The 14,801-nt window shown below is 47.5% G+C and carries 8 protein-coding genes, 15 tRNA genes and 3 rRNA genes; 4 read left to right on the forward strand and 22 right to left on the reverse strand.

The features are described from left to right. Positions 1-20 precede the first annotated feature (20 nt). The gene (locus tag MHI15_RS18755) at positions 21-773 is read left to right on the forward strand and encodes a MerR family transcriptional regulator (RefSeq protein WP_076282127.1); all 753 of its coding nucleotides are present in this window, start codon (positions 21-23) and stop codon (positions 771-773) included. 84 nt (positions 774-857) lie between these two features. On the opposite strand, the gene aroD is transcribed toward MHI15_RS18755, so the two are convergent. Together aroD and rbsK are read right to left on the reverse strand one after the other, a co-directional pair. After that, positions 858-1,622 carry a type I 3-dehydroquinate dehydratase gene (aroD, locus tag MHI15_RS18760; RefSeq protein ID WP_076130672.1) on the reverse strand — a complete coding sequence of 255 codons (765 nt, stop codon included), beginning with the start codon at positions 1,620-1,622 and terminating at the stop codon, positions 858-860. Positions 1,623-1,683: 61 nt separating this feature from the next. Next, a complete protein-coding gene (gene rbsK / locus MHI15_RS18765) occupies positions 1,684-2,613 on the reverse strand; it encodes a ribokinase (RefSeq protein WP_218640948.1) in 930 nt (309 codons plus the stop codon). Positions 2,614-2,869: 256 nt separating this feature from the next. On the opposite strand from rbsK, the gene glgP reads away from it, so the two are divergent. Continuing rightward, the gene (gene glgP, locus MHI15_RS18770) at positions 2,870-4,486 is read left to right on the forward strand and encodes an alpha-glucan family phosphorylase (protein ID WP_341164694.1); all 1,617 of its coding nucleotides are present in this window, start codon (positions 2,870-2,872) and stop codon (positions 4,484-4,486) included. A 262-nt stretch (positions 4,487-4,748) separates the two neighbouring features. Beyond that, positions 4,749-6,206 carry a catalase KatA gene (gene katA, locus MHI15_RS18775; protein ID WP_341164695.1) on the forward strand — a complete coding sequence of 486 codons (1,458 nt, stop codon included), beginning with the start codon at positions 4,749-4,751 and terminating at the stop codon, positions 6,204-6,206. Positions 6,207-6,357: 151 nt separating this feature from the next. Here katA and MHI15_RS18780 read toward each other — a convergent pair whose 3' ends face one another. Continuing rightward, on the reverse strand, positions 6,358-6,552 hold the full coding sequence (locus MHI15_RS18780; protein WP_036686883.1) for a sporulation protein Cse60: 195 nt from the start codon (positions 6,550-6,552) through the stop codon (positions 6,358-6,360). 396 nt (positions 6,553-6,948) lie between these two features. Between MHI15_RS18780 and MHI15_RS18785 the strand changes: the two genes are divergently transcribed. Then, positions 6,949-7,404 (forward strand): GreA/GreB family elongation factor, encoded by a 456-nt coding sequence (locus MHI15_RS18785; RefSeq protein WP_036686880.1) that lies wholly within the window; start codon positions 6,949-6,951, stop codon positions 7,402-7,404. 69 nt (positions 7,405-7,473) lie between these two features. On the opposite strand, the gene MHI15_RS18790 is transcribed toward MHI15_RS18785, so the two are convergent. The 19 genes from MHI15_RS18790 to MHI15_RS18880 form a co-directional block, all read right to left on the reverse strand. Next, positions 7,474-7,938, reverse strand: a complete 465-nt coding sequence (locus MHI15_RS18790) for a YdeI/OmpD-associated family protein (protein WP_341164696.1) — start codon at positions 7,936-7,938, stop codon at positions 7,474-7,476. A gap of 101 nt (positions 7,939-8,039) precedes the next feature. Next, positions 8,040-8,110: transfer RNA gene (locus MHI15_RS18795), tRNA-Gly, on the reverse strand. A 12-nt stretch (positions 8,111-8,122) separates the two neighbouring features. Then, positions 8,123-8,196 (reverse strand) — tRNA-Pro (locus tag MHI15_RS18800). A 32-nt stretch (positions 8,197-8,228) separates the two neighbouring features. Continuing rightward, positions 8,229-8,305 (reverse strand) — tRNA-Arg (locus MHI15_RS18805). A 10-nt stretch (positions 8,306-8,315) separates the two neighbouring features. Then, positions 8,316-8,390, reverse strand: a tRNA-Gly gene (locus MHI15_RS18810). A 7-nt stretch (positions 8,391-8,397) separates the two neighbouring features. Beyond that, a tRNA-Leu gene (locus MHI15_RS18815) sits at positions 8,398-8,482 on the reverse strand. 15 nt (positions 8,483-8,497) lie between these two features. Next, a tRNA-Lys gene (locus MHI15_RS18820) sits at positions 8,498-8,573 on the reverse strand. Between the two features lie 7 nt (positions 8,574-8,580). Beyond that, positions 8,581-8,655: transfer RNA gene (locus MHI15_RS18825), tRNA-Gln, on the reverse strand. Positions 8,656-8,671: 16 nt separating this feature from the next. Next, positions 8,672-8,749, reverse strand: a tRNA-Asp gene (locus MHI15_RS18830). A 25-nt stretch (positions 8,750-8,774) separates the two neighbouring features. Next, positions 8,775-8,851 (reverse strand) — tRNA-Met (locus MHI15_RS18835). 71 nt (positions 8,852-8,922) lie between these two features. After that, a tRNA-Met gene (locus tag MHI15_RS18840) sits at positions 8,923-8,999 on the reverse strand. Between the two features lie 15 nt (positions 9,000-9,014). Further along, a tRNA-Val gene (locus MHI15_RS18845) sits at positions 9,015-9,090 on the reverse strand. Positions 9,091-9,096: 6 nt separating this feature from the next. Then, positions 9,097-9,168 (reverse strand) — tRNA-Glu (locus MHI15_RS18850). Positions 9,169-9,184: 16 nt separating this feature from the next. Then, positions 9,185-9,277: transfer RNA gene (locus tag MHI15_RS18855), tRNA-Ser, on the reverse strand. 5 nt (positions 9,278-9,282) lie between these two features. Beyond that, positions 9,283-9,358, reverse strand: a tRNA-Asn gene (locus MHI15_RS18860). A 3-nt stretch (positions 9,359-9,361) separates the two neighbouring features. Then, positions 9,362-9,438 (reverse strand) — tRNA-Ile (locus MHI15_RS18865). 57 nt (positions 9,439-9,495) lie between these two features. Continuing rightward, positions 9,496-9,612, reverse strand: a 5S ribosomal RNA gene (rrf, locus tag MHI15_RS18870). Between the two features lie 145 nt (positions 9,613-9,757). Beyond that, positions 9,758-12,680 (reverse strand): 23S ribosomal RNA (locus MHI15_RS18875). 258 nt (positions 12,681-12,938) lie between these two features. Continuing rightward, a 16S ribosomal RNA gene (locus MHI15_RS18880) occupies positions 12,939-14,492 on the reverse strand. The 16S, 23S and 5S rRNA genes sit together here with 15 tRNA genes alongside, the layout of an rRNA operon. Positions 14,493-14,801 lie beyond the last annotated feature (309 nt).

Genomic DNA, 14,801 nt, shown 5'->3' on the forward strand with positions numbered 1-14,801 from the left:
GTGATACTACGGAATACACAGTGCAGAAGCTCGCAGAGTTAGCTGGAATCAGCACACGGACCCTGCGCTACTACGATGAGTTTGGCATTCTTAAGCCGGCGAGAATCAACTCTTCGGGGTATCGTATCTATGGCCGTACCGAAGTAGATCTACTACAGCAAATTTTATTTTATCGGGAGCTTGGCTTAAGTCTGGAACGTATCAAGGCTATTATGACAGAGCCCTCATTCGACGGAGCCAAAGCGCTGCGGGAGCATCATGACAAGCTACTGGAAAAAAGACAGCAATTAGATCTATTAATCGCTAACGTCGAAAAGACGCTGGCTCAAAAAGAAGGGAGAATTACCATGAGTGATACTGAAAAATTCGAAGGCTTTAAACAAAAGCTGGTAGATGACAACGAAAAGAAATATGGCCAAGAAATAAGGGAGAAATACGGAGATGACACCATTAATCAATCCAACCAAAAGCTTAAAGGAATGACAGAAGAACAATATGCCGCTATACAACAGCTTGAGGAAGAGATGTTCGAAACACTCTTGCAAGCAATGGAGCATGGAGACCCTGCCAGTGTATTAGCGCAAAAAAGTGCAGACCTACATCGTGAGTGGCTCTCCTTCTACTGGAATTCCTATTCCAAAGAAGCTCATGCTGGTGTTGCACAATTGTATGTTGATGATGAACGTTTTACCGAATACTATGACAAACGCCGCCCTGGACTCGCTGCGTTTCTAAGAGATGCCGTACATGTATATACGGGAAAAAATGCGTAAGCGCACGAACAATATTTTAAAATAGAAAAAGGCATCCGGATACTCCAGATGCCTTTTTTTTGAGGCAATAGCAATCAGCAGAAATCACAGACTGCGGTGCAGCAGCGACAATGTATTCCGAAGCTCAGCGACAGCTACCTGGCCAGGTGCAGAAGGTTTATGTGCAGCTCCGAAGGTAAGCGCTGAACCAAAAACTTCACCTGCCAAACGGCTGATCACCCCGGCTCCCGCCATAGACATCGTTATAATCGGACGGTCTGCATATTTTTCCTTCATGATATGTGTAGCTTCCAGCAAAGTTAACACATCGCCTGCATCTTGGGGCATAACGGCAATTTTGGGCAAATCCCCGCCAAGCTCCTGCGCCTTGCATAACCGTGAGATGATCTCCTCTTTAGGAGGTGTACCCTGAAAATCATGATTTGAAATAATGACAGACACGTTATGAGCATGAGCAGCTTCGACCAGTAGCTTTACATCCTGCTCATCATTAAATAGTTCAACATCTATTATATCTACTAGACCGCTCTCGGCAGCAGCTTTATTCAGTGCTGTGTAATATTCCGTGCTGACTTGCTTCTCTCCGCCTTCTTTTGCACTCCGAAAAGTAAAAATCAGCGGCAGATCTGGAATCACAGAACAGATTTCGCTTAGTGCGTTCTTTACAGCTGCAACGTCTTCCACTTCAGCAAAAAAATCCGTCCGCCACTCCACCAAATCAGGTTGCAGTACTTTCAGCGCTTCCGCTTCCTGCTTCAGCTCAGACAAGGTCGCTCCAATTAGCGGAACACATATCTTAGGGATTCCTTCGCCGATGATCACATTTTTAACGGTTACTGTTCTGCTCATTATTTAAGCTCCTTATCCTATCTCATCTAGTATAGATCTTGAATATCCTGTACTGTCTATTCTACAGCGATTTACGTTTTAGAAATTGCTCGACCTCGGACAACTGCGGCAATGAAGGGATCGCCCCTTCTTTCCCTACAGCCAATGCACCTACAGCATTAGCGAAGCTCACGGCTTCCTCCAAGGTCTTCCCTATGACCAGCTGCTGGGCTAATGCGCCATTAAATGAGTCACCGGCAGCAACTGTATCTACCGCCTTTACCGGGAAGCCTGGAACAGCCTTGGCACCTTCAGCATTCACAATCAGGGCACCTTTTGAACCCAAGGTTACAATTACGTTCTGTACTCCTTTTTGCAGCAAAATACGGGCTGCCTGCTCAGCAGTCTCTGCGCTATCCACAGTCATTCCGGACAAAATCCCGGCTTCCGTCTCATTAGGTGTCAGGTAAGATACCTGAGCCAGCATCTCATCCTTTAGCACTCTAGCTGGTGCAGGATTAAGGATGACCGGAATCCCCTTACGATGGGCAATCGCAATCGCCTGCTCACTCATCGCCAGATCCATTTCAAGCTGCAGCACAATGATCTTAGCCTGGCTAATCACAGCCTCCAATGCCTGAATATCCTCTACCGTAAGCTCAATATTCGCTCCAGGTACCACGATAATCCGATTTTCTCCATCTTCTTCAATAACGATTGAGGCGACTCCTGTTGCCTCATGTTCACTTACAGAAATATGCTCTATATGAATGCCTTCATTCCTGATAATCTCCAGCATTTCGCTACCAAAGGTATCTTTTCCAACTCTTCCGATCATACTAACCTCTGCACCCAGACGTGCTGCGGCAACGGCCTGATTTGCCCCTTTTCCGCCAGGAGATAGAGCAAAGGCTTGTCCAATCAGGGTTTCTCCTGCATTTGGTGACCGGTTTGTACGTACCACCATATCCATATTCAAGCTTCCAATCACAACTATATCCAACTTAGACACCACCATTAATTATTTCTTCAATCTCTTTATCTTAGGGGCTTCTGTCCACTTTATCAATCAATTCCGCTCAATTGGATTCAAAATGGTTGTTTTCACCAAATTGACGTTATGCTTTTATTCATCGAGTGTGCTAGAATAGTGGTGCAATCGCTTCCACAATGATTGCCTGCACTATTTTGAGCAAACGTTTGCACCTGAGATAATGCCCGCAGCTTCACTGCAATTTAATCTAATCCGTGATTAGGAGGCTTATCAAGTGAACGAACAAAAATTACCGTCAGTCGCTTATTTTAGTATGGAGTACGGGCTGCATTCCGATTTCAAAATGTATGCCGGAGGTCTGGGCATTCTTGCCGGAGACTACATCAAGGGTGCAAAAGATATCAACGCCCCTATCATCCCTATTGGGCTGAAGTGGAAACAAGGTTACACGGACCAAAAGATTGATGCTAATGGCAATCCGTACGACTCCTATCACAATTATGTTTATGAGTTTCTTGAAGATACAGGGGTTAAGGTAACTGTTAAAGTCCGAAAAACCGATGTGGTATGCAAAGTATGGAAAACTGATTATTTTGGCAACAGCACATTGTATTTACTGGATACGGATATTCCCGAGAATAATGATGCCTGGATCACAGGCCAATTGTACGGCTGGTTCGGCGAAGAACGGATCGCACAAGAGATCGTGCTTGGGATTGGTGGAGTCAAAGCTATGCGTGCGTTGCAAATCCCTATTGATGTCTATCACTTCAATGAGGGTCATGCGGCTCTAGCGGCTATCGAACTAATCCGTGAAAAAATGTCCGGAGGCCATACCTTCGAAGAAGCGTGGAAAGCCACTCGCGAAGAAGTCGTATTCACTACCCACACACCAATCAAAGAAGGCAACGAAACCCATCCTCTCGACCGACTTGAGTATATGAGTGCGTTCAACGGCTTAACCCGTGACCAGATGGAGCGGATCGGCGGCGAGCCATTTAATATGACGGTTGCAGGTCTAAGACTATCACGTATTTCCAACGCAGTAGCCCAGCTACACGCCGATACGGCTAATAAAATGTGGAAGGAAGTAGCCGGAAGATCGGAAATTATAGGCATTACTAATGCCATCCATACTCCTACCTGGGTAGATGATAGAATGACGCAAGCCTACGAACAGGATGGAGACTTATGGGCAGTGCATAAAGAGATCAAGGGCGAACTGATCCAGTTCATCAAAGAACGTTCCGGCATTAGCTTAAATGCTGACAATTTACTCATCGGCTTCTCACGCAGAGCAGCTCCATATAAACGAAGCGACCTGATCTTCTCGCAGCCAGAAATTATCGAACCTTATCTGGAGTCTGGAAAGATACAAATTGTATTCTCCGGCAAAGCGCACCCACTCGATGATAACGGTAAAAAAATCGTCAGTAACCTAGTAGCGATGATGAAAAAGTATCCAAAGAGTGTTGTGTTCCTCGAGAATTACGATATGACGATTGGCGCCCAGCTGACGCGCGGTACTGATATTTGGCTCAACAATCCACGCAGACCATTGGAAGCCAGCGGCACCTCCGGGATGAAAGCAGCTATGAACGGTGTATTGAACTGTTCTATTCTGGATGGCTGGTGGCCGGAAGCCTGCATCGATGGTGAGAATGGCTGGCAGATTGGAGACGGCTTCGAAACTACAGACTTTGAGGTGCTGGATAAGCATGATAGTGATGCACTGTACGACACCTTATTGAAACGTGTACTCCCAACCTTTTACGAGAATCGTGAACAGTGGGTACAAATGATGAAAAAGAGTATCGAAACCACCCGTACGGAGTTTGCCACCAAAAGAATGTTAGATGAATATTACAACAGAATGTACATTAAAGCCTAAGTACAAGAACCGAATATCTTCTATATCAAAAAATGCAGCGCACCCCTTCAGTGATGGTAGGGATGCGCTGTTTCTTTTTTAATTCTGCTAAGTAATTAATCACTTTGTCTATCATATATATCTGAATGTGCCAACGCTGTAATGACGATTACCACATATTGTAATGAGTCAATTATTTAAAAAGTGTTGCAATTTCTCTAAAAAACATTAATATAGAACTTATACTAAATCTAAAATCAAATCTCACGAGGTGATTCTATTAATGAGCTCCAATAATAATAATCTTACAACCAGCTGGGGTGCTCCAGTAGGCGACAATCAGAATTCAATGACAGCCGGTGACCGCGGTCCCACTTTACTGCAAGATGTCCATTTGCTTGAGAAATTAGCCCACTTTAACAGAGAACGGGTTCCTGAACGTGTCGTTCATGCTAAAGGTGCTGGCGCTCACGGGTATTTTGAAGTTACAAAAGATCTAACCCAATACACAAAAGCTAACTTTTTGTCTGAAGTAGGCAAACGTACACCGTTGTTCATTCGTTTTTCTACTGTAGCTGGTGAATTAGGTTCTGCTGATACCGTACGCGACCCTCGTGGATTTGCCGTGAAGTTCTATACTGAAGAAGGAAACTATGATCTCGTAGGTAACAATACGCCTGTATTCTTCGTTCGTGATGCGATTAAATTCCCGGACTTTATTCATACACAGAAACGTGATCCACAGACACATCTGAAGAACCCGAATGCTGTATGGGACTTCTGGTCTTTATCGCCTGAATCTCTGCATCAGGTAACGATTTTGATGTCGGATCGCGGAATTCCAGCTACGCTGAGACATATGCATGGGTTCGGTAGCCATACCTTCAAGTGGGTAAATGCCGAGGGCAATGCAGTCTGGGTGAAATACCATTTCAAAACAGAACAAGGCATTAAGAATCTAGATGCAGACCTTGCTGCCAAAATCGCTGGGGAAAACCCGGATTATCATACAGAGGACTTGTTTAATGCTATTGATAAAGGAGATTTCCCTGCTTGGAAGCTCTACGTGCAAATTATGCCAATCGAGGATGCGAAGACTTACCGTTTTGATCCATTTGATGTAACAAAGGTCTGGTCGCAAAAAGATTATCCGTTAATCGAGGTTGGACGTATGGTATTGGATCGCAATCCGGAGAACTACTTTGCTGAAGTAGAACAAGTTACATTCTCCCCCGGCTCTTTCGTTCCTGGTATTGAAGCTTCGCCTGATAAATTGCTACAAGGCCGTCTGTTCGCTTATGGTGATGCACACCGTCACCGGGTTGGTCCCAACCATAACAGTTTACCTATCAACCGTCCAAAAGTAGAAGTGAAGAACTATCAACGTGATGGTGGCATGGCCTTGGGCAACAATGGCGGTTCCGGTGCCTATTACGAGCCTAACAGCTTAGGAGGACCTAAAGAATCACCGCAGCATAAAACATCTCCGTTCGAAATCTCTGGTTATGCGGATAGTGTCTCCTACAATAGTGACGATCACTATACACAACCAGGTGACTTGTACCGTCTAATGTCTGAAGAAGAACGTACCCGTCTAGTTCAAAATATCGTTGGCGCTATGACTCCTGTTGAAAGTAACGATATCAAACGTCTCCAGATTGAGCATTTCTTTAAAGCTGATCCAGACTTGGGACAGCGTATCGCATCCGGTTTGGGTTTATCTGTACCAGACGGAATGTAAGATTGTAAATGCACTTATAAACTAAAGAGGACCTTTGCCCGTAGATGGGAAAGGTCCTCTTTTTGCTAATTAGCTGAAAACATAATAAATGATGACAATCACAACGCCCAGCGTGGAGACAATGGATAGACATGAAAAAAACGTGTTCCAGTTATTGCCTTTCATTTGTCTTATACACGACCAGTATAGTGGTTCTTTGGTGCTCTGCCCCATCACGTGATGATTTAACTACCGAACCGTAACAGATATTCACAATCTGTTCCTCCCGTAGTCCTGCCAGGAACTCATTAGCTTTATTCTCTGCATAAGAATTATCAGCATCTACAAACTCTTTAACTTGAATCATCCTGATCTCCTCCTTTAATAAATTAAGTAGTTATTTTATAGTTCTGGAATCTATATGTGAACTCAACGAAATGTACATGGCGTATCACTCCCCAGGTAACAATTAATGTAAAAATATCTTCAAAATACAGTATAGGCATTTCGCAGTTTTCTACGAAATGCCTATGCATCAGCCTATCATAGCACCCAAGTATGTAATAGTCAAAGGTTTTCATTACAATATTTAGAAGGTTTTAATTCCCCTTTTAAAATGGATTGGATTTACAAATAGAAGCTGGTATACTGATCAGAAGGTCTCCATTGGGGGACCTCTATTTGTATAGGAGGGATTTTAAGATGGCAACACACCATAACAGGTTTACAAGGAATGTGCTACTTAGAGGGGGTGAAATCTACTATGAACCATAGTCTTATCTATGAAGGCTCACGGACACAGCTGCTTCAGCAGCTTATCTATTTTGATGAGGAAAAAATCGCATTTCTAAATCAATACTTTCCGGTACGAAGCAAGGATAGAAGCAACGCTGAAACGCTGTTATCCCGTTATTGCTCCGAGCTGGAACAATTACTAACTGAGTTCAATGGTGAAGATTTAAATTCACAGGTCTTTATCGGAAGTCAGCTGCAGCTTCGTTACTTGGACGATAATACTACAGATATCTATACCATCGTATTTCCTAACCAAGCAGAACCTAACGATAACAAGATTTCTATGTTGTCACCTATAGGCATGCAGCTGCTGCTGGCTGAGCTCGGCAGTACTTGTCAGCTAGCGATTCCTTCAGGTCAACTAGAGGTGAAGATCGAAAGCATTAAGTTCGTGAATAATGGTGAAGTAGGCGTTCTTATATAAGGACGATCCCTTATATACCCACTACAGCAGCGTCCCTTTCCAGATATTAAGGAGGAGGACGCTGTTCTATTATTTAAGCCTCAAACCTTCTTCCAGCTTATTAACTGACTTCTGGATCCTTGCTGCTCTGGTTTCCGGTCTTTTCGCCCCTTCGATCCAGCTCACATATTCCTTCCGATAGGAATAAGCCAAGCTGTTATAATATACCTCTGCCTGCTCACTGCTGCTTAGTGCGTCCAGAAAATCTTCTGGAGCTTCTATCTCTCGCAATTGATGATCTTGTTCCATTGTCACCCGAACTATATCTCCAGGTTGAGCATGGGCTAAGTCTCGCAGTTCTTTTTTCACGACCATAAAATGTTTCCCATTACCATGCGGCATGAGTGTTCCTTTATAGGGAATGTCATTCAGGCTTCCTTTAACTTGTATCCTTGATTTAGTTTCATATATTTGTTCAGCGTCAAAAGGAACCGTAAGATATGTCCAACTCCCATTCGTATCTGGTCTGACTAACCTTGCTTCAAATTCAAACATTGGCCCCTCCTCAAATAAAATCTCTAGTTCCTATTGTATCCATACGTGCTTAACTATACAAAAAAACACCCGCCTAATACCGGCAGGTGTTTCTCTTTATAAGCGGGTGATGGGAATCGAACCCACGCTATCAGCTTGGAAGGCTGAAGTTCTACCATTGAACTACACCCGCAAAGGTATAAAATCGGGATGACACGATTTGAACATGCGACCCCCTGGTCCCAAACCAGGTGCTCTACCAAGCTGAGCTACATCCCGTTAACAATACTATAACTGCTTAGTAATAAAAATGGCGCGCCCTGAGAGATTCGAACTCCCGGCCTTTTGATTCGTAGTCAAACGCTCTATCCAGCTGAGCTAAGGGCGCAAAATCTATATGGAGCGGACGACGGGAATCGAACCCGCGACCCTCGCCTTGGCAAGGCGATGCTCTACCGCTGAGCCACGTCCGCAAAAACATGGTGCGCGTGAAGGGACTCGAACCCCCACGTCGTGAAACGCCAGATCCTAAGTCTGGTGCGTCTGCCAATTCCGCCACACGCGCACACTTTAAAGAAAATGGTGAGCCATGAAGGACTCGAACCTTCGACACCCTGATTAAAAGTCAGGTGCTCTACCAACTGAGCTAATGGCTCTCATAAATGGCTGGGGATATAGGATTTGAACCTATGCATGACGGAGTCAAAGTCCGTTGCCTTACCGCTTGGCTAATCCCCAATAATAATTAACTAAATGGCGGAACCGACGGGATTCGAACCCGCGATCTCCTGCGTGACAGGCAGGCATGTTAGGCCAACTACACCACGGTTCCATAGACATAATGCATAAGTGTAAATTGGTTGCGGGGGCAGGATTTGAACCTGCGGCCTTCGGGTTATGAGCCCGACGAGCTACCGGGCTGCTCCACCCCGCGTCATTAATAAGTATATACTATTCATTTTCACCATACCAGCTTATCCCTAAACATAATGTATAAGAGTAAATTGGTTGCGGGGGCAGGACTTGAACCTGCGACCTTCGGGTTATGAGCCCGACGAGCTACCGGGCTGCTCCACCCCGCGTCAGTGAAAATAATATGGTGGAGGCTGAGGGGATCGAACCCCCGACCCTCTGCTTGTAAGGCAGATGCTCTCCCAGCTGAGCTAAGCCTCCATGATATGACCCGTATGGGATTCGAACCCATGTTACCTCCGTGAAAGGGAGGTGTCTTAACCCCTTGACCAACGGGCCATGCTAATAATTTTTATGGCGGAGAGAGAGGGATTCGAACCCTCGAGACGCTTGTGGCGCCTACACGATTTCCAATCGTGCTCCTTCGGCCAAACTCGGACACCTCTCCATAAATGGCTCCCCGAACAGGACTCGAACCTGTGACAACTCGATTAACAGTCGAGTGCTCTACCAACTGAGCTATCAGGGAATATGGTGGGCCTTAGTGGACTCGAACCACCGACCTCACCCTTATCAGGGGTGCGCTCTAACCAGCTGAGCTAAAGGCCCTTCTAAGACATATTAATATTAAGGGCAAAAAAAATACCACGGGTAATGTGGTTGTCCGCTTGGCGGCGTCCTACTCTCCCAGGACCCTTCGGTCCAAGTACCATCGGCGCTGGAGGGCTTAACGGTCGTGTTCGGGATGGGTACGTGTGGAACCCCTCCGCTATCGCCACCAAACGGGCATTTACAGCGTAAATGCTCAGGCTTAATCGCCTGAAAACTGAATCCGAATTGAATTTGCGTCGCCCGTCATCTCTTCGGGGCCCCCGGAAAGTATTCGGAATTAGCTTCGCAGCCTTTTCTTCACTTTTTGGGGTATTTTTAGGATAAGCCCTCGACCGATTAGTATTGGTCAGCTCCATGCATTGCTGCACTTCCACCTCCAACCTATCTACCTCGTCGTCTTCAAGGGGTCTTACTAATTGGGAAATCTCATCTTGAGGGGGCTTCACGCTTAGATGCTTTCAGCGCTTATCCCGTCCGTACGTAGCTACCCAGCCATGCTCCTGGCGGAACAACTGGTGCACCAGCGGTACGTCCATCCCGGTCCTCTCGTACTAAGGACAGCTCCTCTCAAATTTCCTGCGCCCACGACAGATAGGGACCGAACTGTCTCACGACGTTCTGAACCCAGCTCGCGTACCGCTTTAATGGGCGAACAGCCCAACCCTTGGGACCTACTTCAGCCCCAGGATGCGATGAGCCGACATCGAGGTGCCAAACCTCCCCGTCGATGTGGACTCTTGGGGGAGATAAGCCTGTTATCCCCAGGGTAGCTTTTATCCGTTGAGCGATGGCCCTTCCATGCGGTACCACCGGATCACTAAGTCCGACTTTCGTCCCTGCTCGACTTGTAGGTCTCGCAGTCAAGCTCCCTTATGCCTTTGCACTCTGCGAATGATTTCCAACCATTCTGAGGGAACCTTGGAACGCCTCCGTTACTCTTTAGGAGGCGACCGCCCCAGTCAAACTGCCCGCCTGACACGGTCCCCGTACCCGATTAGGGCACTAGGTTAGAACCTAGATACGATCAGGGTGGTATCCCAACGGCGCCTCCACCGAAGCTTGCGCTCCGATTTCTACGGCTCCCACCTATCCTGTACAGATCGTACCCAAATTCAATATCAAGCTGCAGTAAAGCTCCATGGGGTCTTTCCGTCTTGTCGCGGGTAACCTGCATCTTCACAGGTATTAAAATTTCACCGGATCTCTCGTTGAGACAGCGCCCAAGTCGTTACGCCATTCGTGCGGGTCAGAATTTACCTGACAAGGAATTTCGCTACCTTAGGACCGTTATAGTTACGGCCGCCGTTTACTGGGGCTTCGGTTCATAGCTTCGGGTTACCCCTAACCACTCCCCTTAACCTTCCAGCACCGGGCAGGCGTCAGCCCGTATACTTCGCCTTGCGGCTTCGCACAGACCTGTGTTTTTGCTAAACAGTCGCTTGGGCCTTTTCACTGCGGCCCCCTCGTGCTATTCACACTACCGGGGCACCCCTTCTCCCGAAGTTACGGGGTCATTTTGCCGAGTTCCTTAACGAGAGTTCTTCCGCGCGCCTTAGAATTCTCTTCTCGCCTACCTGTGTCGGTTTGCGGTACGGGCACCTTCTCCTGGCTAGAGGCTTTTCTTGGCAGTGTGAGATCATGACCTTCGCTACTATAATTTTCGCTCCCCATCACAGCCCAGCCTTAACGATGTGCGGATTTGCCTACACACCAGCCTCACTGCTTAGACGGACATCCATCAGTCCGCGTCACTACCCTCCTGCGTCACCCCATCGCTCATAGCGGATTACGGTGGTACAGTAATTTCAAACTGTTGTCCTTCGACTACGCCTTTCGGCCTCGCCTTAGGTCCCGACTTACCCTGAGCGGACGAGCCTTCCTCAGGAAACCTTGGGCTTTCGGCGGATCAGATTCTCACTGATCTTTTCGTTACTCATACCGGCATTCTCACTTGTGTAGTGTCCAGCGCTCTTTTCAGTACACCTTCAACCCCTACACAACGCTCCCCTACCCCAGATGCAAAGCATCTAGCCATAGCTTCGGTGGTGTGTTTAGCCCCGTTACATTTTCGGCGCAGAGTCACTCGACCAGTGAGCTATTACGCACTCTTTCAATGGTGGCTGCTTCTAAGCCAACATCCTGGTTGTCTGTGCAACTCCACATCCTTTCCACTTAACACACACTTGGGGACCTTAGCTGATGGTCTGGGCTGTTTCCCTTTTGACAATGGATCTTAGCACTCACTGTCTGACTCCCGGCAATAAGTATATGGCATTCGGAGTTTGACTGAGCTTGGTAATCCTTGCGGACCCCGCACCCAATCAGTGCTCTACCTCCACTACTCTTATACCGAGGCTAGCCCTAAAGCTATTTCGGGGAGAACCAGCTATCTCCGAGTTCGATTGGAATTTCTCCGCTACCCCACCTCATCCCCGCACTTTTCAACGTACGTGGGTTCGGGCCTCCAGTGCGTGTTACCGCACCTTCACCCTGGACAGGGGTAGATCACACGGTTTCGGGTCTACGTCCACATACTAAATCGCCCTATTCAGACTCGCTTTCGCTGCGGCTCCACCTTCTCGGCTTAACCTTGCATGTTAAACGTAACTCGCCGGTTCATTCTACAAAAGGCACGCCATCACCCATTAATAGGGCTCTGACTTTTTGTAAGCACACGGTTTCAGGTTCTATTTCACTCCCCTTCCGGGGTGCTTTTCACCTTTCCCTCACGGTACTGTTTCACTATCGGTCGCCAGGTAGTATTTAGCCTTAGCAGATGGTCCTGCTGGATTCATACGGGGTTTCACGTGCCCCGCACTACTCGGGATCCGTCTCGGAGAGAATACAGTTTAGGTTACAGGGCTTTTACCTCTATCGCGGGCCTTTCCAGACCTCTTCACCTACCATATTCCTTTGTAACTCCATGTGAGACGTCCCACAACCCCTAAGAGCAAGCTCTTAGGTTTAGGCTGTTCCGCGTTCGCTCGCCGCTACTGACGGAATCACTATTGTTTTCTCTTCCTCAGGGTACTTAGATGTTTCAGTTCCCCTGGTCTGCCTCTACATTTCCTATGTATTCAGAAATGAGTAACTGCGAATTACCACAGCTGGGTTTCCCCATTCGGACACCCCCGGATCAAAGCTTGCTTACAGCTCCCCGAGGCAGTTTCGTTGTTCGCCACGTCCTTCGTCGGCTCCTGGCGCCTAGGCATCCTCCGTGTGCTCTTATTAGCTTAACCTCGATTTTTCCGTAGGAAAATATCGAACGATATCTTCTTTGAAAAATCTCACTAATAACATTTACTTGTTTGCACAAGTTGCTAAAAGATGTTCTAAAACGCAAATTCGTTTCGGTATCCAGTTTTCAAGGATCAAGTCTTACTTGAGAGCTTAAACTCTCAAAACTGAGCAACGAGTGAGTAACAGGCCTAAACCTGAGTTTTGGAAGCTGAGCTTCCGATTTGAATGTCCTCATTGCAGAGAACGATTCTCCATAGAAAGGAGGTGATCCAGCCGCACCTTCCGATACGGCTACCTTGTTACGACTTCACCCCAATCATCTACCCCACCTTCGGCGGCTGGCTCCCTTGCGGGTTACCCCACCGACTTCGGGTGTTGTAAACTCTCGTGGTGTGACGGGCGGTGTGTACAAGACCCGGGAACGTATTCACCGCGGCATGCTGATCCGCGATTACTAGCAATTCCGACTTCATGCAGGCGAGTTGCAGCCTGCAATCCGAACTGAGACCGGCTTTGATGGGATTGGCTCCACCTCGCGGCTTCGCTTCCCGTTGTACCGCCATTGTAGTACGTGTGTAGCCCAGGTCATAAGGGGCATGATGATTTGACGTCATCCCCACCTTCCTCCGGTTTGTCACCGGCAGTCACTCTAGAGTGCCCAGCTTAACCTGCTGGCAACTAAAGTTAAGGGTTGCGCTCGTTGCGGGACTTAACCCAACATCTCACGACACGAGCTGACGACAACCATGCACCACCTGTCTCCTCTGTCCCGAAGGCCGCTGCTATCTCTAGCAGATTCAGAGGGATGTCAAGACCTGGTAAGGTTCTTCGCGTTGCTTCGAATTAAACCACATACTCCACTGCTTGTGCGGGTCCCCGTCAATTCCTTTGAGTTTCAGTCTTGCGACCGTACTCCCCAGGCGGAGTGCTTACTGTGTTAACTTCGGCACCAAGGGTATCGAAACCCCTAACACCTAGCACTCATCGTTTACGGCGTGGACTACCAGGGTATCTAATCCTGTTTGCTCCCCACGCTTTCGCGCCTCAGCGTCAGTTACAGCCCAGAAAGTCGCCTTCGCCACTGGTGTTCCTCCACATATCTACGCATTTCACCGCTACACGTGGAATTCCACTTTCCTCTTCTGTACTCAAGCCACCCAGTTTCCAGTGCGACCTCAGGTTGAGCCCAAGGTTTAAACACCAGACTTAAATAGCCGCCTGCGCGCGCTTACGCCCAATAATTCCGGACAACGCTTGCCCCCTACGTATTACCGCGGCTGCTGGCACGTAGTTAGCCGGGGCTTTCTTCTCAGGTACCGTCACTCCGGTAGCAGTTACTCTACCGGACGTTCTTCCCTGGCAACAGAGCTTTACGATCCGAAAACCTTCATCACTCACGCGGCGTTGCTCCGTCAGGCTTTCGCCCATTGCGGAAGATTCCCTACTGCTGCCTCCCGTAGGAGTCTGGGCCGTGTCTCAGTCCCAGTGTGGCCGTTCACCCTCTCAGGTCGGCTACGCATCGTCGCCTTGGTGGGCCGTTACCCCACCAACTTGCTAATGCGCCGCAGGCCCATCCCTCAGTGACAGATTGCTCCGTCTTTCATTCTTCTCTCAGGAGAAAAAGAAATTATCCGGTATTAGCTACCGTTTCCGGTAGTTATCCCAGTCTGAAGGGCAGGTTGCCACGTGTTACTCACCCGTCCGCCGCTAAGTTATTTTGAAAGCAAGCTTTCAAAATAACTCCGCTCGACTTGCATGTATTAGGCACGCCGCCAGCGTTCGTCCTGAGCCAGGATCAAACTCTCCAATTAGTATTGAAAAGAGCGATATGCTCATTTTGAAACATCTGACGAGAAAATTAATTCTCTAATTTGGATTTCACTTGCGTGATTTCCTACTCACTCGTTGTTCAGTTTTCAAAGATCAAGTTCTCGTTGGCGCCGTTCAATGTCTCAGCATCAACTCTTATACTATATCATGTTCGGCTATTTAATGTCAAGCTCTTTTTTAACTTCTTTTCGAGCTCGGCATGTGTACTTCTTGGCCGGACTTAGAATATATCATGTATGGAGATGCATTGCAAGCTTTATTTTAAAAAAACTAAACACATACTTCTCCGC

Source organism: Paenibacillus sp. FSL H7-0918, from assembly GCF_038007025.1.
Classification (GTDB): domain Bacteria; phylum Bacillota; class Bacilli; order Paenibacillales; family Paenibacillaceae; genus Paenibacillus_AQ; species Paenibacillus_AQ odorifer.